Annotated in this window: 22 protein-coding genes; 10 read left to right on the top strand and 12 right to left on the bottom strand. The window is 66.8% G+C overall.

Annotation, left to right across the window (positions count from 1 at the left end):
- Window positions 1–7 precede the first annotated feature (7 nt).
- A complete protein-coding gene (locus V0Z78_RS09600; RefSeq protein ID WP_336344406.1) occupies window positions 8–1,015 on the top strand; it encodes a transcription initiation factor IIB in 1,008 nt (335 codons plus the stop codon).
- Window positions 1,016–1,147: 132 nt separating this feature from the next.
- Complete coding sequence (locus V0Z78_RS09595) at window positions 1,148–1,390, top strand: UPF0058 family protein (RefSeq protein WP_336344405.1); 243 nt, start codon at window positions 1,148–1,150, stop codon at window positions 1,388–1,390.
- Window positions 1,391–1,510: 120 nt separating this feature from the next.
- Here the strand turns inward: V0Z78_RS09595 and V0Z78_RS09590 are convergent, their stop codons facing one another.
- Window positions 1,511–1,969, bottom strand: coding sequence for a DUF555 domain-containing protein (locus tag V0Z78_RS09590; RefSeq protein WP_336344404.1), 459 nt, complete (start codon window positions 1,967–1,969; stop codon window positions 1,511–1,513).
- Window positions 1,970–2,058: 89 nt separating this feature from the next.
- On the opposite strand from V0Z78_RS09590, the gene V0Z78_RS09585 reads away from it, so the two are divergent.
- Complete coding sequence (locus tag V0Z78_RS09585; RefSeq protein ID WP_336344403.1) at window positions 2,059–2,991, top strand: DNA-3-methyladenine glycosylase family protein; 933 nt, start codon at window positions 2,059–2,061, stop codon at window positions 2,989–2,991.
- A 274-nt stretch (window positions 2,992–3,265) separates the two neighbouring features.
- Entirely contained in the window at window positions 3,266–4,171 is a 906-nt protein-coding gene (locus V0Z78_RS09580) for a cation:proton antiporter domain-containing protein (protein WP_336344402.1), read from the top strand.
- Window positions 4,172–4,395: 224 nt separating this feature from the next.
- Here V0Z78_RS09580 and V0Z78_RS09575 read toward each other — a convergent pair whose 3' ends face one another.
- From V0Z78_RS09575 to V0Z78_RS09565, 3 genes are all read right to left on the bottom strand, one after another.
- Complete coding sequence (locus V0Z78_RS09575) at window positions 4,396–4,836, bottom strand: FxLYD domain-containing protein (protein ID WP_336344401.1); 441 nt, start codon at window positions 4,834–4,836, stop codon at window positions 4,396–4,398.
- Window positions 4,837–5,006: 170 nt separating this feature from the next.
- Window positions 5,007–5,312 carry a hypothetical protein gene (locus V0Z78_RS09570; protein ID WP_336344400.1) on the bottom strand — a complete coding sequence of 102 codons (306 nt, stop codon included), beginning with the start codon at window positions 5,310–5,312 and terminating at the stop codon, window positions 5,007–5,009.
- On the bottom strand, window positions 5,293–5,730 hold the full coding sequence (locus V0Z78_RS09565; protein WP_336344399.1) for a hypothetical protein: 438 nt from the start codon (window positions 5,728–5,730) through the stop codon (window positions 5,293–5,295). The genes V0Z78_RS09570 and V0Z78_RS09565 overlap by 20 nt, the downstream gene beginning before the upstream one ends.
- A 168-nt stretch (window positions 5,731–5,898) precedes the next feature.
- On the opposite strand from V0Z78_RS09565, the gene V0Z78_RS09560 reads away from it, so the two are divergent.
- Together V0Z78_RS09560 and V0Z78_RS09555 are read left to right on the top strand one after the other, a co-directional pair.
- Window positions 5,899–6,480, top strand: coding sequence for a hypothetical protein (locus V0Z78_RS09560; protein WP_336344398.1), 582 nt, complete (start codon window positions 5,899–5,901; stop codon window positions 6,478–6,480).
- Window positions 6,481–6,541: 61 nt separating this feature from the next.
- A complete protein-coding gene (locus V0Z78_RS09555; protein WP_336344397.1) occupies window positions 6,542–6,829 on the top strand; it encodes an acylphosphatase in 288 nt (95 codons plus the stop codon).
- 15 nt (window positions 6,830–6,844) lie between these two features.
- Here V0Z78_RS09555 and V0Z78_RS09550 read toward each other — a convergent pair whose 3' ends face one another.
- Window positions 6,845–7,333 (bottom strand): hypothetical protein, encoded by a 489-nt coding sequence (locus tag V0Z78_RS09550; protein ID WP_336344396.1) that lies wholly within the window; start codon window positions 7,331–7,333, stop codon window positions 6,845–6,847.
- A 75-nt stretch (window positions 7,334–7,408) separates the two neighbouring features.
- Here V0Z78_RS09550 and V0Z78_RS09545 point away from each other — a divergent pair, with 75 nt between their 5' ends.
- Both V0Z78_RS09545 and moaC read left to right on the top strand, forming a co-directional pair.
- Window positions 7,409–8,833, top strand: coding sequence for an NAD(P)H-hydrate epimerase (locus V0Z78_RS09545; protein WP_336344395.1), 1,425 nt, complete (start codon window positions 7,409–7,411; stop codon window positions 8,831–8,833).
- Window positions 8,830–9,315: a cyclic pyranopterin monophosphate synthase MoaC gene (gene moaC, locus V0Z78_RS09540; protein ID WP_336344394.1), complete on the top strand. Its 486-nt coding sequence runs from the start codon at window positions 8,830–8,832 to the stop codon at window positions 9,313–9,315. Before V0Z78_RS09545 ends, moaC begins: the two co-directional genes overlap by 4 nt.
- A gap of 192 nt (window positions 9,316–9,507) precedes the next feature.
- On the opposite strand, the gene hflX is transcribed toward moaC, so the two are convergent.
- From hflX to V0Z78_RS09505, 7 genes are all read right to left on the bottom strand, one after another.
- On the bottom strand, window positions 9,508–10,800 hold the full coding sequence (gene hflX, locus V0Z78_RS09535; protein ID WP_336344393.1) for a GTPase HflX: 1,293 nt from the start codon (window positions 10,798–10,800) through the stop codon (window positions 9,508–9,510).
- Entirely contained in the window at window positions 10,797–11,153 is a 357-nt protein-coding gene (locus V0Z78_RS09530) for a DUF2209 family protein (RefSeq protein WP_409338732.1), read from the bottom strand. The genes hflX and V0Z78_RS09530 overlap by 4 nt, the downstream gene beginning before the upstream one ends.
- A 205-nt stretch (window positions 11,154–11,358) precedes the next feature.
- Window positions 11,359–12,084, bottom strand: a complete 726-nt coding sequence (locus V0Z78_RS09525) for a ribosome assembly factor SBDS (RefSeq protein ID WP_336344391.1) — start codon at window positions 12,082–12,084, stop codon at window positions 11,359–11,361.
- A gap of 40 nt (window positions 12,085–12,124) precedes the next feature.
- A complete protein-coding gene (psmA, locus tag V0Z78_RS09520; RefSeq protein ID WP_336344390.1) occupies window positions 12,125–12,892 on the bottom strand; it encodes an archaeal proteasome endopeptidase complex subunit alpha in 768 nt (255 codons plus the stop codon).
- Between the two features lie 4 nt (window positions 12,893–12,896).
- Complete coding sequence (locus V0Z78_RS09515) at window positions 12,897–13,382, bottom strand: Rpp14/Pop5 family protein (protein ID WP_336344389.1); 486 nt, start codon at window positions 13,380–13,382, stop codon at window positions 12,897–12,899.
- Between the two features lie 72 nt (window positions 13,383–13,454).
- Complete coding sequence (locus V0Z78_RS09510; RefSeq protein ID WP_336344388.1) at window positions 13,455–14,117, bottom strand: class I SAM-dependent methyltransferase; 663 nt, start codon at window positions 14,115–14,117, stop codon at window positions 13,455–13,457.
- Window positions 14,101–14,805 (bottom strand): RNase P subunit p30 family protein, encoded by a 705-nt coding sequence (locus V0Z78_RS09505; RefSeq protein ID WP_336344387.1) that lies wholly within the window; start codon window positions 14,803–14,805, stop codon window positions 14,101–14,103. Before V0Z78_RS09505 ends, V0Z78_RS09510 begins: the two co-directional genes overlap by 17 nt.
- Window positions 14,806–14,888: 83 nt before the next feature.
- On the opposite strand from V0Z78_RS09505, the gene V0Z78_RS09500 reads away from it, so the two are divergent.
- Window positions 14,889–15,326 (top strand): Hsp20/alpha crystallin family protein, encoded by a 438-nt coding sequence (locus V0Z78_RS09500; protein WP_336344386.1) that lies wholly within the window; start codon window positions 14,889–14,891, stop codon window positions 15,324–15,326.
- A gap of 61 nt (window positions 15,327–15,387) precedes the next feature.
- The gene (locus V0Z78_RS09495; protein ID WP_336344385.1) at window positions 15,388–15,525 is read left to right on the top strand and encodes a hypothetical protein; all 138 of its coding nucleotides are present in this window, start codon (window positions 15,388–15,390) and stop codon (window positions 15,523–15,525) included.
- The last annotated feature ends 27 nt before the right edge of the window (window positions 15,526–15,552 follow it).

Below are 15,552 nucleotides of genomic sequence, written 5' to 3'. Positions count from 1 at the left end.
TCCCACCATGACGAAAATCAACCAGCGAACCTACACTGACGAGTCGGCCACCGAAACCGAGGTAGACGAGGAGCAGACCGAGGAATCGGAGCTCACCTGCCCGGAGTGTGGCGGTCGACTGGAATCGGACAGCGAACACGGCGAGACCGTCTGTGCGGACTGCGGGCTCGTCGTCGAGGCCGACGAGATCGATCGCGGTCCTGAGTGGCGCGCCTTCGAGTCCTCGGAGCGCGATCAGAAGTCCCGCGTCGGCGCCCCGACGACGACGATGATGCACGACAAGGGACTCTCGACCAATATCGGCTGGCAGGACAAGGACGCCTACGGTAACTCCCTGTCGAACCGCCAGCGCCAGAAGATGCAGCGCCTCCGCACCTGGAACGAGCGCTTCCGCACGCGCAACTCCAAGGAGCGAAACCTCAAACAGGCGCTCGGCGAGATCGACCGCATGGCCTCGGCGCTGGGTCTCCCGAAGAACGTCCGCGAGACCGCCAGCGTGATCTACCGCCGGGCGCTCGAGGACGACCTCCTGCCCGGCCGCTCGATCGAGGGCGTCGCCACCGCGAGTCTCTACGCCGCCGCCCGCCAGGCGGGCACTCCGCGTAGCCTCGACGAGATCGAGCAGGTTTCCCGGATCGACCGGATGGAGCTGACCCGGACCTACCGATACGTGGTCCGGGAGCTCGGCCTCGAGGTCCAGCCCGCCGACCCCGAGAGCTACGTCCCGCGCTTCGCATCGGACCTCGAACTCTCGGACGAGGCCGAACACCGCGCGCGCCAACTGCTCCGCAACGCGAAGCAGTCGGGCATCCACTCGGGGAAGTCGCCAGTCGGACTGGCGGCCGCCGCGGTGTACGCCGCCGCGCTGCTCACCAACGAGAAGGTCACCCAGGCCGAGGTGAGCGACGTCGCGAACATCAGCGAGGTCACCATCAGAAACCGGTACAAGGAGCTGCTCCAGGCTGACGAGACGAACACGCCGGCGGGGACCGCGAGCGCGGAAGCCGCGGACTGAGACCGACGGTCGGAAGCGACGAACGGACGACCGGAGCCCTTTCATTTATAAGGAGTTGTATCAGTCCTGGTACGTATGATAACGGAACTCAAGATACTAATATAACCCTGCAACTGTAACTCTCGAGTGGTCATGAAAAAGCAGGAGCTCATCCACCTCCACGGCCTACTCGCAGAGGTATCGAACCACTACGAACAGAACGCGAACGGCGTCGATCTCGACGAGTACGAGTCGCTCGGCGTGCGACCGACGTCCATTCACAAATCGAAGACCGACCACAAGGCGGCCGTCTTCGCGCTCGCGAAGGGGATCACGGGCGACATCGACGAAACCGAAGAGGCGACTGGAACGGTCACGGCAGCACAGGCGGACTGAGGCCGACCCGTTCCCGTCCTTTTGACGGTTCCGTATCGAGCAGCGACGGCGACCGGCGGACGCCGCGTTCGAAGCCACCGCGTACGATCGATCACGAACGCGGAGCGCCAGTCGGCTCCGTTACTCGAGGAGGTCGTCGAACTCCGGGAGGACGTCGTCCTCGCCGTCGCCTGCGTCGGACTCGTCGCTTCCCTCGTTCGAGTCGTTAGACTCGTCCGTTCCGTTCCCCTCGTCGGAGTCATCGGTTTCGAGGACTTCGACCTCGAGAACCTCGAGCGGGATGTTCTCGAGACGCTGGCCGATCTCCTTTCGGGCGATCCGCGAGGCATGCTCCTCGCGCTCGACGTTGAAGACGGTCATCTCGAGCTCCAGTGCAACCAACGCCTCGTCGGCGACGATGAACGCCGGTTCGAGCTGTTCGCCGCTGGGAGAGGTCCGCTCACCCATCGAGATCTCGACGTAGTTGAGGTCCGGATTCAGCATGTCGCCGGTCTTCGAGATGGCGATCCGGACGGCCTCGTCCGGCGTGGAGACGTCGTACACCGGGACTGCGGCCTCGACGACGACTCTGCAATCCATGGTGTCATACATCACCAGCCAGCGGTATGAATGTTACCTCGGTCCCGAGATCGAAACTCGCAAGCGCGTTCCCTCCCGATCAGTGGACGATGGAACGCGGCGCGATCCCGATCGAGGAGTGCCCCGGCGGGATGGATCTCCGACTAACGCTCGAGAGCGGCCAGTCGTACTGCTGGCGGCGCGATGACGGGCTGATGTACGACGGCGACGACGGGGGCTGGTATCACACGGTCGTCGACGGGACTGACCCCCGATCGGCCGCCCCCGCCGGGAGCGGCGAGTTGATCCGGGTGCGCCAGCACGATGGCTCCCTCGAGTGGGAGTCGACGACGGACGCCGTCCCGCATCTCCGCCGACTGCTACGGCTCGACGACGACCTCGATGCGATAATCGAGGAAACGCCCGACGACCCGCTGATCGAGGAGGCCTATGCCACCCACCGGGGACTGCGCCTCGTCCGAGACCCGCCGTTTCCGTGTCTGATCTCGTTCATCTGTTCGGCCCAGATGCGCGTCGGGCGAATCCACGGAATGCAGGTGACGCTCTCGCGGGAGTTCGGCGACACGCTCGAGATCGACGACGAGACCTACCACGCCTTCCCGACGCCGGAACAACTCGCGGCCGCGAGCGTCGAGGAGCTCCGCGAGTGTTCGCTCGGCTATCGCGCGCCCTACGTCAGGGAGACGGCAGAGATGGTCGCGAGCGGCGAACGACCCGAGGACGCGCTGGGGAGCGCCTACGAGGACGCTCGCGACCGGCTCACGCGGTTCGTCGGCGTCGGCGAGAAGGTCGCCGACTGCGTGCTGCTGTTCTCGCTTGGCTACCTGGAGGCCGTCCCGCTGGACACCTGGATCCGGTCGGCGATCGAGGAGCACTACCCCGACTGCGATCGTGGCTCCTACCGGGAGACCTCGCGGGCGATCCGCGAACGGTTCGGCGAGCACGCGGGCTACGCCCAGACCTACGTCTTCCATTTTCTCAGAACGGGGGGCCGAGAGTCCGAAGCCCTCGAGGACACCTGATCAACGGTATCCGATATCGCGCTGCCACTCCGCTCGAAACGGGGTGGGGATGATCCTGGTCAGTCGTCTAGTCCGATAACCGAGTCCAGAATCGCACGGAGGACGAGCGGCTGGCCCCGCTCAGGCCACCGGCCCAACAATTATGCGGATAACTATCGAACCGGCGATGTGGACCAACTGAACCTCTCGCTCGCGCTCATCGGGGGACTGATTCTCCTGTTGAGTCTCAGCGCGGGGGTGTTGCGTCGGGACGTATACCGTCGTCTCCGAACCGATGGTTGCAGTTGGGTTCGGCGTACTGATCGGTCCGCTCGGACTCGGTCTGGTAGATCTCTCCCAGTGGGGGGATCCGCTCTCGATCATCGAGCAGGTCGCCCGACTGACCATCGCGATCGCAGTCACTTCGATCGCGCTTCGGCTCCCCCAGAACTACTTCCGCAAGCGGGCGAAGGCGATGGCGACGATCCTCGGACCCGGCATGATCGCGATGTGGCTCGTGAGCGGACTCGTGGTGTACGTGATCTTGGGGTTTCCCGTCTGGGTCGCGCTGCTGGTCGGCGCCATCGTCACCCCGACGGATCCGGTGCTCGCGAACACGATCGTGACCGGCGAAGCCGCGGAGGAGAACATCCCCGAGCGACTCAGGAACGTCCTCTCGGGCGAATCCGGGGCCAACGACGGCGGCGCGTATCCCCTCGTCTTCCTGGCGATCCTCATGCTCACCAGATCGACCGAGACCGCGCTGGTCGAGTGGCTCACGCGGACGCTACTCTGGGAGGTCGGCGCCGCGATCGCCCTCGGGCTCGTGGTCGGCGTGGCCATCGGACGGGCCGAACGGTTCGCGAGCTCCGAGCGCTTTCTCGAGAAGACGTCCGTACTGACCGTCACCGTCGCGCTCACGTTCGCCGCCCTCGGGTTTATCAAGCTGCTCGGCAGTGACGGAATCCTGGGCGTGTTCGTCGCCGGCCTCGCGTACAACTACGTCGCCGTCTCCAGCGACGAAGCCGAGGAACAGCAGATCCAGGAGGTGGTCAACCGACTGTTCACGTTTCCGGCGTTCGTCCTCTTCGGTATGATGATCCCGTGGTCAGCGTGGGTCGGCTTGGGCTGGCGAGGCGTCGCCGTCGTGGTCGCCGTTCTGTTGCTGCGCCGCCTGCCGATGCTGTTCGCGCTTCGGTGAGCCATCCCCCCGATCGACGGCCGCGGAGCGACGCTGTTCGTCGGCTGGTTCGGCCCGATCGGGGTCGCGGCGATCTTCTACGGGGCGCTGTCAGTGCGCCATACCGGCATGCAGACGGGATGGATCGTCGGGAGCCTCGTCGTCGCCGGATCGATCCTCGCACACGGGATGACGGCGTTCCCCGCGACGTTCCTGTACGATCGATTCGCCGACTGAGGGCGTCCTCATTCGACGGTCAAGTCGGTGATCTCGAAGGCCGCCGCGTCGGTATACTGTGGCCCTTCGGCACGGATCGTGATCTCGAACCCCTCGCCCGCAGATACGTCCGTAATGCCCCCCAACCCGGGGCCGATTTCGCTATCGATCTCGTCGTAGAAGATCACCGTGACGTCGACGGCATCGAGCGTCTCCGAGGCGAGGTTTCGCGCGGTGATCGTTGCGGTCGTCCCGATCGTGTCGGTGGTGCGGTCCATCCTGATGACCTGGACGTCGCGCTCTGAGTTCGCCGATTCGCCGTCGTCGATGGTCTCGGTCGCGTCCGCCGATCCGTTTTCCCCCTCCCGCGAGCCCGCTCCCGGTTCGCTGTCACCGCCGGTGAACCGCCCGACGCAGCCGGCGCCCGAAACGGCGAGCAGTCCGGTCGTGAGGAGGGGTCGTCGCTTCATCGTCCCACCTCGCTTCGCTCCGTATCAGCGATTTTGACGGCCCACGGACGGCGTCCTGAGATCGGTGTCGAACGCCCGACCATGATGAGTACCACTCTCCAACGCCTGAAGAGTATTACTGGTGTCAGAACCCCCCGAGGTCGGATCAGGATGGGTGACCGATCGACGATCTAACGCGGACGGCGGTTCTCGCATCGCGTATCGAACCGTGGCATGCCCGCGATCCACAGCAGGCCGATGGCCAGCAGGGTAACGCCGGTGAAGACCGACACCATCAGTCGGGGAGAGTTTGAGACGGTATCCGATTGGAACTGCCCGAGCGGGGTCCGTTCGTCGTAGTAGCGCTGGAGGGTGTTGTCGCCGGACTTGTTGATGAACGTGATCACCGGGACGATCACGCCGATCCCGCCGAGCCACTGCATGAGCGAACGCCACCACTGCAGCGTCGCCGGAAGGTCACTTTCGTAGCGGGTCATGGTCAAGGCCGCTGCCGGTGATGGCGCTCATCGACTCGAACCAGGCGTTGACCGGCGAGCGAAACGCGCGAAGCGTCGCATCACGGACCGATGGCGGGATCGTGAGGACCGCGGGATCGATGGCGACGGTCCAGGCGATGGTGAGAAACGGAAGCATGCCCGCCAGCGCGGTCACGAACCAGACGACCGCTGCGGACGTGAAGACCCCCGCTCGAGAGAGCTCCCCGGCGGTGTTACACCGCCACATCAACGCCTCTCCGACCCCGAAGACGACGAGGGCCGAACCGAGCGTACAGGGAATCGCGTAGTGCTCGTCCCACATCAGCGATACCACCAGTAGGTTCGCCATCACCGCGGCGAATCGCGTGAGTACCGAGCTAACGTTCTCTCCGACGTGGACGTACCATCTCTCACCCATTGGACGTTTTGCCCGACGTACCGTATTCCGGGCGTTCTACGAGACGCCGTTGATTACGAACTACCAGAATATGTCTTACACCACCTGCGGGCGGGCGCGGCCTCGGCCTGAGCCGAACCAAATCAGCGGACTACAACTGATATACGCGTGGGATGCCTGAAGCCCCCAATGGGCCAGTCACAGGACATCTACAACGCGTCCCGTCGGAGGGTCAAGCCACCGATCCATCGGCTGTTCGGCTGGGCGTTCGGCGGCTACGCGATGACCAGCAACACCGAGGAGGAGTACGTCGGAACGGTCCACCTGACCGAGGACGAGTTCGAGGACGTCCTCGCGGCGGCGGGGTTTCAGCGCAACCTGGTCTCCTCGTTGAAGGTGCGCGTCGACGGCAACGTTTCGAACGGCTCGTGGGCGCTCCGGGAGTCGCCGCTCGCCGACTGGCAGCTTCACGTGATCCTCCACAACGTCGACGAGAGCGTCGAGGTGTACGCCCACTGGGAGTACTCCTGGCTCACCCATCCGATCAAACACTACCGGGCGGTCGCGTGCGATCCGGAGGAGGGCGTGCGGATGACCCGCCGACTGCTGCGAAACTACGAGAGCGAGCGGTACCCCGACGGAATTCCCTTCGAGATCGAGTCGTTCTACTGGCGGACGCCGTGGTATCTCACGGTCGCCGACAGCCTCTCCGAGGATCTGACGAAGTGGATGAGCGGCATCAAGCGCCGGATCAGCGCGTTGGGGTCCTGAATTTCGGACGCCGAGCACGGCGGCACCAGCGTTTTTTGATCCGGCCCGAGAACGTCCGCCTATGAGCGACGCTGGCGATCGAACCCGCGCACACGCGTTCGTGACCGGACGGGTACAGGGTGTCTACTACCGCGCGAGCACCCGCGACGCCGCCCGCGAACGCGGCGTCGACGGCTGGGTTCGCAACCTCGAGGACGGCCGCGTCGAGGCCGTCTTCGAAGGGCCTCGAGAGGCAGTCGAATCGATGGTAGAGTGGTGTCACGAGGGCTCGCCGGCGGCCGAGGTCGAGGACGTCGAGGCCGAGTTCGGCGACCCCCAGGACGAGGACGGCTTCGAGATCAGGCGCTGATCGAGGGCGACGACGTCACTCGAGGAACCCGTCGAGCCACGGCGGCTCGTCGGTGTACTTCCACTCGGCCCACTCGGCCTTCTCGCCCGCGTAGTACGCCCGGTAGGCGGCCACCGGATCGTCGGATCGCCGGTAGCGCTCGGGCATCGCCTGCGGGCGGGGCGTCGGCTCCGCCGCGGGGAACGCGATCCGATCGGGGTCGATTCGCTCGATCACCGTCCAGCTCGCGTGATCCGCGTCCTTCCCGTAGCGTTCGACGAACTCCGCGTTGAGCGCCTTCGCGTGCTCGCGGAGCCGGAGCCAGTTCGCCCGCGACTCCGTAGCCCACCGTGTCACCGGGTGATCGACGTGGGTCGCCCGGTAGAGGAAGTCCGCCTCGTAGCCGTTCTCGCGGGCCGCCGTACAGAGCACCTGGGCCGCCTCGAGCAGCATCTTGTTCACGTGCTGGTCGCAGTGATACCGGGCGGCGAGACGAGGGTCCTCGTCGAGCCAGAAGACGTTCACGCGGGATCTATGGGCCGTGGCGGAATGAAAACGTCGTCCGCAATCTTCAACGGCCGCCCGGTCGAACCGCCTCCCATGATCACCACCGAGCGGATGGGAGCGGTCGACCGAAACGCCGAGGCGCTCGGCGTCCCCCGAAAGCAGCTGATGGAGTCGAGCGGCAACGCCGTCGCCCGCGCGGTGTGCGAGGAAGCGGACGAGGGCGATCGGGTGGCGATCGTCGCCGGGCGGGGGAACAACGGCGGCGACGCGTTCGTCGCCGCGCGCTTTCTCGACGAGTACGACCTCTCCGTCCACCTGCTGGGCAGGCCCGAATCGATCTCGACCGAGATCGCCCGCGAGAACTGGGAGGCGCTCCTCGAGGGAGGCTACGAGCCCGAGACGGTGGCCGATTCGACCGCGTTCTCGCTCTCCGATCCCGACGTGATCGTCGACGGGATGCTCGGCACCGGCATCAGCGGCGAGCTTCGCGAGCCCGAGGCGACCGCCGCGGGCGCGATCAACGACAGCGAGGCGACCGTCGTCTCGGTGGACGTCCCCTCCGGGGTGGATGCCGACACCGGCGACGTCCCGGAGAGCGCCGTCGAGGCCGACCGCGTCGTCACCTTCCACGACACCAAACCGGGACTCGCCGACCTCGACCTCGAAGTGACGGTCGCGGACATCGGCATTCCCGCCGCTGCGGAACGCTACGCCGGGCCGGGCGACCTCGCGCTGGGCGCGTCCGAACCCGACGCCGACGAGATCCGCGTGTTCGTCGTCGGCGGCGGACCCTACACCGGCGCGCCGGCGCTCTCCGCGCAGGCGGCGCTGCGCTCGGGTGCGGAGCTCTCGTTCGTCGCCTGTCCGGCCTCGATCAAGGACGTGCTCGCGGGCTACGCCGAGGACCTCATCGTCCAGGACTACGAGAGCGATCGGCTCACCGTCGACGAGGTCGACGACCTGATCGAGACGGCGACCGACTACGAGGACGTCGTCGTCCTCGGCCCCGGTCTGGGTACTGCCGACGAGACCCTCGAGGCCGCACGGGTCTTCCTCGAGGAGTTCGAGGGGCCGATGGTGGTCGACGCCGACGCCCTCTCGGTGGTCCCCGAGGTCGAGACCGACGCGACGCTGGTCTGTACGCCCAACAAGCGGGAACTGGCGGGGATGGGCGGGCCCGAGCTCGACGATCTGGAGGAAGGCGCGGAGGAGATTCGCGAGTTCGCCGCCGATCTCGGCCACGTCGTGATGGCGAAGGCGGAGGCGGACGTCGTCTCCGACGGCGAGCGCACCCGGATCTCGACGGCGGGCACCCCCGGGATGGCCGTCGGCGGCACCGGCGACACCCTCGCGGGGATCACCGCCGCGTTCGCGAAGGAGAACGACCCGTTCGACGCCGCCGTAGCGGCCTCCTACGCCAACGGGCGGGCGGCCGAGCTGATCGACGACCGCGAGGGCGGACTGCTGGCGTCTGACCTGCTCGACGTCCTCCCGCGGGCGATCTGGGGGGAACGATGAGCGACGAGCGCGACCTCACCCATGTCGACGAGTCGGGCGAGGCCCGCATGGTCGACGTGGGCGACAAACCCGATACGGCCCGTCGGGCGGTCGCTGCCGGCGAGCTTCACCTGAGTGAGGGGACGATCGCCGCGATCCGCGAGAACGACGTCGAGAAGGGTGACGTGCTCGCGACCGCCCGCGTGGGCGCGATTCAGGCCGTGAAACACACCTGGGAGACGATCCCGATGTGTCACCAGATTCCGATCACGAACGTCGACACCGAGTTCGAGGTAAGCGATGATCGGGTCCGCCTCGAGGTGGCCGTCGAGACGACCGGCAAGACCGGCTGCGAGATGGAGGCCCTGGAGGGCGTGACGACGGGGCTGAACGTCGTCTGGGACATGGTGAAGGCGGCGGAGAAGGACGGGGAAGGTCAGTATCCCGGAACGCACATCGACGGCGTCCGGGTGCTCGAGAAACGAAAGCGACCACTGGAATAGCACACCCGGGGCCATCGTCGTCGGAACCGCCGAACGGCATGCGCGAGACGGTGAACGAACGTACGAGGTGGGGTCGAGAGGGCCTCACGCCGTTGTCGGAGATGGCTTCCATCACGGGCCGACGATCGGTACTTGTGGGGTCCCCTGCAGCCCGAACGATCGAATCGACGGCCCGATGCGTGGGGAGCGGATTCAGGCGGATTCGGGCACCGACAGGTCGCTCGCCTTCGCTCGTGACTGCTCGACTACGTCCGGCCGGGCGGCGAACTCGACGAGCACGTGGTCCTCGTCGTAGGTCACCTCGTCGACGCGGGTGTTGTCGTGGAGCCACGAGACGAGGCTCATCGTCTCGTCAACCATCGGGAGCATCAGCCGCTCGCGTTCGAGCGGCGGGAGCTCCCGTGCGATCCGTTCCAACAGCGCCTCGACGTTCAGCCCCTCCTTACCGCTGACCGCGACGGGGTTCGGCGCGAGCGCCGAGAGTGCCTCGCGCTTCTCCTCGAGTTCCTCGTCGTCGATCGCGTCGATCTTGTTCAGGACGGTGACGATCGGCGCCTCGTTTCGCTCGTAGAGCGTATCGTGACAGGTGACGAGCTTCTCCCGGATCTGCTCGATCGGCTCGCTCGCGTCCACCACGAGGAGGACGAGATCCGCACGATAGACCTCGTCGAGCGTCGAGCGGAACGACTCGACGAGCCAGTGGGGAAGATCGCTGATGAACCCCACCGTGTCGGTGAGCAGGACGTCGCGCTCCATGTCGGCCCGGCGGGTCGTCGTGCCGAGCGTCGTGAACAGCCGGTCGCGCGACTCCGCGGTGGTGTCGAGGTCGGGGTGGAGTTCCTCGTTCTCGTCGACCGCGAGATCGGCGGCCAGCTGTCTGAGCAGCGTCGACTTGCCGGCGTTGGTGTAGCCCGCGAGCGCGACGAGATCGAACCCCGACTGGCGGCGTTCCTCCCGTCGGTGTTCCTCGGTCTTGGCGATGCTCTCGAGCTCGTCCTTGATACGGCTGATCTGGGCCTTGATGTCGCGCTCGCGCGACTCGTCGTACTCGCCGAGCCCCATGAATCCCGGGTGCTCCTCGCGCTTCGCGAGGCTCACCTTCGCGTCGACTCGTGGCAACTCGTAGCGAAGCTCGGCGAGCTCGACCTGGAGCTGTGCCTTCTTTGTCTGGGCGCGCTGGCCGAAGATGTCGAGGATCAGCGTGAATCGGTCGATCACCTCGACGTCCTCGGGGAGTTTGGTTCCGATGTTGTAGATCTGGTAGGGGCCCAGGCGGTTGTCGAAGACGACCGCCTCGGCGTCGGTTCGGGCGACGCGGTCCGCCAACTCCTCCACCTTCCCCTCTCCGAAGTGGTAGGCGGCGTCCTCGGTTCGTGTCTGTGTGACCTCGTCGACGACGGTGTAGCCGGCCGCACGGACCAGATCACGGATCTCCTCCGTGTCGGCGACCCCGTCGTCCACTCGTTTCGCGATGATCGTTCTCATAACAGGAGTTCTCTGGCTGCGTAGGCGGCGTGGTGGGCGACCTCGACGGTCTTTCGCTCGGCGATGCTCTCGACGTACTTGAAGCCGGACTCGAAGGCGGGATCGATTCCGATCGCGGGCTCCTCGTAGAACTCGCCGCGCTCGGCGACGACCGGGCCGGGCGGCACGATCGGCAGCGCCGAGACCGCGTCGACCGAGACCGACAGCGTGTTCTCGAGGGTGGGCTGGCCGTGAGCCGTCGCAAAGCCCATCCCTCCGACGTCCCGAAGCCGGTTCGAGTCGATCGTCGCCGCGACCGCGGCGGCTACCATGAGGTACTCGTCGGCCTCCTCGTGGCGACCGCTGATGTCGATGCCGACCACGTCAGCCGCGCCGGCGCTCCACCTCGGTTCGTCCGGTTTCGCCGCCTCGCTGTCGCATACGCGCGAATACGCACCCGGTCGACTTCAATCCCGCGCCCGGCCGGAGGGTAACGTCGTCGACGGGGACGCCGTCCGGGCCTTCGAGCCGACCGGCGGGCCGGCTCCGTACTCGGAAACGGCGGGCTGGCCGGCGCGGCTAGCGCGTGCCGAGGTCGTCCTCGTCCTCGACGATGCGGATCTCGCCGGTGCCGCTGGTGTGCTCGTTCACCAGGTCGTAGAACTCGTTCTGCATCCCCGCGGGGAACTCGAGTACGCCCACCCACGAGCCGTCGTTCTGCCACTCCTCGTCCTGCAGGTCGCCGAACTGACGGATCTGTGCCTGTGCGCTGCCCGCGTACTCCGCGGGTAGCTGCACCGCGACCACCACTTCGTCGAAACGGATGGGGATCACCGGTCTGAGGGCGTCGAGCGCGTCGTCGACCTGCGCCTCGACCGGCTCCATCGGATCGACTCGGAAGCCGGCCTCCTCGAGGGCGTTCTCGATGCGATCCGGCGGGTGGGGCGCGTTGTCCATCTGGGGGTTGACCGCGTTGCGCGCGATCCGGTTGATCAGCCGGCGGCGCTTCTGCTCCTGCATCTCGCGGCGCTGGTCGGCGGTGATCTGGATCTCCCCGCGCTTGATCACCTCGGGGATGATCTCCATCGGGTCCGTCGTGTCGAAGACCTTCTCGAGGTCGTTCTCGGCGGGACGGTCCCCGCGGGAGGCGTCCTCGAAGACGTCCTCGGCGGCGATCACCTCCTCAAGGTCGCCGTCGAACTCGTCGCGTTTGATCGCGAGTGCCGCGTCGGGATCGACGAGCACCTCGAACCGCGCGCCGTGTGACTCCAGGCGCGCCGTCACCGCCTCGTCAAGCGAAATCATACCCGACCATATCGGTCGGGCGATAAAAGGGCTTCTGGCGCTACTCGTCTCCCGCGTCCTCGTCCTCGTCCTCGTCCTCGTCGGCCAGCAGTTCGAACTCCGCGAGGTAGCTGTCGAGCTGGTCGTCCTCGATCGGGGTGAACTCCGCGCTCTCGGTGGGGATCGTCGCCATGCCGATGCTCTCGGGTCGGAGCTCGCCCTCGTTCGCCTCCGCAAGCGCGCGCAGCGCGAGCTCGACGCCGCCTTCGAGGTCCATTCCCTCGTCGTAGTTGTCCTCGAGGTAGTCCTCGATCTCCTTCCGGTCGGCGCCGACCGCGAGCGCCTTCCACTCGTAGGGCGTGCCGGAGGGGTCGGTCTCGTAGAGGCGGGGTTCGCCGTTCTCGATGCCGCCGATGATCAGCGCCACCCCGAAGGGTCGTGCGCCGCCGACCTGGGTGTACTGCTGGATGTGGTCGGTGACGTCCTTCGTGAGCGTCTCGATGCCGATCGGCTCGCCGTAGCGAAGCCGGTTGACCTGGGCGTTCCGGCGGGCGAAGTCGATCAGCTGGCGGGCGTCGGCGACGTGGCCCGCGCTCGCGATGCCGATGTGGTCGTCGGCCTTGTGGATCTTCTCGACGCTGGTGCGCTCCATCAGCGACGATCGGATGCGTTTGTCGACCGCCAGGACGACGCCGCCGGCGGTCCGGATTCCGATGCTCGCCGTGCCGCGTTTTACCGCTTCACGGGCGTACTCGACCTGATAGAGACGTCCGTCCGGGGAGAAGATGGTGATCCCGCGGTCGTACGCCTGCTGTTGTTGTCCCTGCATGATATCACACTGTAGTTACATCGAGGTCCGTCGCGCCGGTGTACGCATCGTCGGTCCGCACGTCGACGGCGCCGTCACGGACGACGGCGGGCCGCTCTGCGTTCTCGAACACGACTCGATTCTCGCCCGAAACTTCCGGTCGGCGTCCTAAATAGTTTTCTTCACAGGCGCGTACCGTCCCGGCTACGCCGCGAACGAACACGCCGGCGGGCTGGCCGTCGACCTCGTCGATGCAGGCGAGCACCGCCCGCGTCTCCTCGACGGTGTCGCGGCGGGTGCGGACCACCGCCTCGCCGACGCCGTCTTCGTGGTCGAAGGAGAACAGCCGCAGGTCGGCGTCCGCGCTTCCGGGATCGCCGAGCAGGTTCTGGCCCGCGTACCAGAGCTCGCGCTGGAAGTCGCGACGCGAGAGGTGAGCGTCGGGCCAGCTCTCGATCCCGACCGCGAGGTAGCGCCACTTCGGACGCAGGTGTTTCGGGAGATGCCTCACGCCTAAGCAACGGGCCCCGGGACGGATAGGTTCGCCGTTGTCGGCGAGCTATGGGGGTTCCACAAGCCCGCCTCACTCGAGGCGTTCGCCGACCAGCACGCCGACCTGGTCGTGGACGCGCCGCGCGCCGGTGACGGCCAAGCCCGCCTCGGTGAACGCCTCGACTAGCGTGCCGACGGTGGCGGGATCGTCGACCTCGGGGCTGTAGAACGGTTCGTCGGGGTCCGGCTTACCGAAGAACATGACGTCCCCGAGGACGAACTTCCGAGGATCGAGGGCGGCAATGGTCTCGATCGCCTCGCGCTTCTCCTCGTCCGAGAGGTGGTGCATCGCGAAGTTCGAGACGACGATATCTACCTCGCCGTCGTAGTTCGGCTCGCGAAACCGTCCCTCGCCGAACTCGACGGTCCCGGACCCGCCAGTCCGGGAGCCAGCCGAATCGGCGGTCGATTCGGCGCCGTTCTCGATCCCCGCGGTGGCGGCCTTCTCGCGCGCCTTTTCGAGCATCCCCTCGCTGATGTCGCGGCCGACGACTCGCTTGGCGTCGTCCGCGAGCGCCAGCGCGATGGCACCGGTTCCCGTACCGATGTCGAGCACGACGTCGTCGGGGCCCGGATCCGCGAGCTCGATCACGAGGTTCGCACACGCCCTGTAGGCCTCGCTGTCCTGGCTGTCGTCGTACTCCGCGGCTTGTGCGTCGAACCGGCTCGCGTGTTCCTCAACGGTCCGTTTCATACCGTCCCCTACGGACGCCCGGCTCAATGAAGGACTCGGAGAGGCGTTCGCGGTTCCGTTCGGCGAGCCGGTCCCACTCGCGGAGCCCGCTCCGGATCTGCACCTCCGAGAACCCGATCCGCTCCCCGACTGCGACCAGCTCGCGTGGCGCTCGAAGCTGGAGGTGGCTCGTCGGCTCCGCGCTCACGACGTACGGTACGTCGTACTTCCCGACGAGCTCGCGAAGCTTCCGCAGGTCCGAGAGCGCCTGCACTCGGCGTCCACCCTCCGCACGGAGGACGGGATCGAGGTCGAACTCCACGCGGACGCCGTTTCGCGTGGCGGCCTTCGCGAGCACGTGGTTGAAGTCACCCTCGCCGCGGGTGGGGTGGGCGAGCACGTCGACGCGCTCCTGTTCGACCGCGAAGCGGTTCAGCGCGTTCGTCCCGCCGTGGACCGCCAGCACGGGGAGCTCCTCGCGGTAGCTCCCGAGGTAACCGCTGGCCCGCTCGGGGTCCTCCGCACGGATCTCGATGCCCGGAACGACGTCGATCCCGTAGCGCTCCGTGATCCGCTCGGGATCGTACTCGGCGCGGGCGTCGCCGTGGTTGCGGACGACGATCCCCTCGAAGCCGTACTCGCGGGCGGCGTGGGCGAAGCGGGCGACGGTCGATCGGCCATCAGGGTGGGCGTGGACCGCCTCGTACATACCCTCCGTACCGCCGGGCCCGCCATACCCGTGGCGGTTTCCGGGCCAAGGTTAAGGGGTCGGGCGCTCGTACCCCGACACGTATGTCTGGACGTAGAAACCCGTTCGACGACATCGAGGAGCTGTTCAACCGGTTCAGCCAGCAGTTCGAGAACCAGTCCGGCCTCAACCAGGACGTCTTCGGCATGGCGGGCGGGAGCCGCATGAGCATCGACCTGGCCGACCGGGACGACGAGTACGTCGTCACGGCCGACACCCCCGGCTTCGAACGGGAGGAGATCAGCGTCCGCGTCACGGACGACACCCTCAGCATCGAGGCCGACCGCGAGGAGTCGACCGAGCAGGAGGACGAGACCTACATCCGAAGCGAGCGCCGCAGCGAGTCGATGCGTCGATCGATCCGGCTGCCCGAACCGGTCGAGGAGGAGTCGGTCTCCGCGACGTACAGAAACGGCGTGCTGACGATCACGCTCCCCAAGCGCGACGCCGCCTCCGGCGGGCGTACCATCGACATCGAGTAGGTCGACGGATCGTGGCAGGGCCCCAGTAACGACTACGACGACGGCCGTCGAACGTCGACGCGTGACTACCTGCCAGCGCTGTGACGGCGAGTTCGAACCGGAGGAGCTGATCCGCCACGAGCGACCGCGGCTCGTCCTCGTCCACTGTCCGGACTGCGGGACGTTTCTCGGCGAGTACCACGACCACGGACGCGGATGAGCGGGTGCAAGCACCAACCACTATGGA

The organism is Halalkalicoccus sp. CG83 (assembly GCF_037081715.1).
Lineage (GTDB): Archaea > Halobacteriota > Halobacteria > Halobacteriales > Halalkalicoccaceae > Halalkalicoccus > Halalkalicoccus ordinarius.
Note: the sequence above shows the minus strand (reverse complement) of the source record. Positions and strands in the feature narration are given on the sequence as shown.

Coding starts and splice junctions, on each gene's coding strand:
- V0Z78_RS09600 (WP_336344406.1), top strand. CDS start 8: ATGACGAAAATCAACCAGCGAACCTACACTGACGAGTCGGCCACCGAA.
- V0Z78_RS09595 (WP_336344405.1), top strand. CDS start 1,148: ATGAAAAAGCAGGAGCTCATCCACCTCCACGGCCTACTCGCAGAGGTA.
- V0Z78_RS09590 (WP_336344404.1), bottom strand. CDS start 1,969: ATGGATTGCAGAGTCGTCGTCGAGGCCGCAGTCCCGGTGTACGACGTC.
- V0Z78_RS09585 (WP_336344403.1), top strand. CDS start 2,059: ATGGAACGCGGCGCGATCCCGATCGAGGAGTGCCCCGGCGGGATGGAT.
- V0Z78_RS09580 (WP_336344402.1), top strand. CDS start 3,266: ATGGTTGCAGTTGGGTTCGGCGTACTGATCGGTCCGCTCGGACTCGGT.
- V0Z78_RS09575 (WP_336344401.1), bottom strand. CDS start 4,836: ATGAAGCGACGACCCCTCCTCACGACCGGACTGCTCGCCGTTTCGGGC.
- V0Z78_RS09570 (WP_336344400.1), bottom strand. CDS start 5,312: ATGACCCGCTACGAAAGTGACCTTCCGGCGACGCTGCAGTGGTGGCGT.
- V0Z78_RS09565 (WP_336344399.1), bottom strand. CDS start 5,730: ATGGGTGAGAGATGGTACGTCCACGTCGGAGAGAACGTTAGCTCGGTA.
- V0Z78_RS09560 (WP_336344398.1), top strand. CDS start 5,899: ATGGGCCAGTCACAGGACATCTACAACGCGTCCCGTCGGAGGGTCAAG.
- V0Z78_RS09555 (WP_336344397.1), top strand. CDS start 6,542: ATGAGCGACGCTGGCGATCGAACCCGCGCACACGCGTTCGTGACCGGA.
- V0Z78_RS09545 (WP_336344395.1), top strand. CDS start 7,409: ATGATCACCACCGAGCGGATGGGAGCGGTCGACCGAAACGCCGAGGCG.
- moaC (WP_336344394.1), top strand. CDS start 8,830: ATGAGCGACGAGCGCGACCTCACCCATGTCGACGAGTCGGGCGAGGCC.
- hflX (WP_336344393.1), bottom strand. CDS start 10,800: ATGAGAACGATCATCGCGAAACGAGTGGACGACGGGGTCGCCGACACG.
- V0Z78_RS09525 (WP_336344391.1), bottom strand. CDS start 12,084: ATGATTTCGCTTGACGAGGCGGTGACGGCGCGCCTGGAGTCACACGGC.
- psmA (WP_336344390.1), bottom strand. CDS start 12,892: ATGCAGGGACAACAACAGCAGGCGTACGACCGCGGGATCACCATCTTC.
- V0Z78_RS09510 (WP_336344388.1), bottom strand. CDS start 14,117: ATGAAACGGACCGTTGAGGAACACGCGAGCCGGTTCGACGCACAAGCC.
- V0Z78_RS09505 (WP_336344387.1), bottom strand. CDS start 14,805: ATGTACGAGGCGGTCCACGCCCACCCTGATGGCCGATCGACCGTCGCC.
- V0Z78_RS09500 (WP_336344386.1), top strand. CDS start 14,889: ATGTCTGGACGTAGAAACCCGTTCGACGACATCGAGGAGCTGTTCAAC.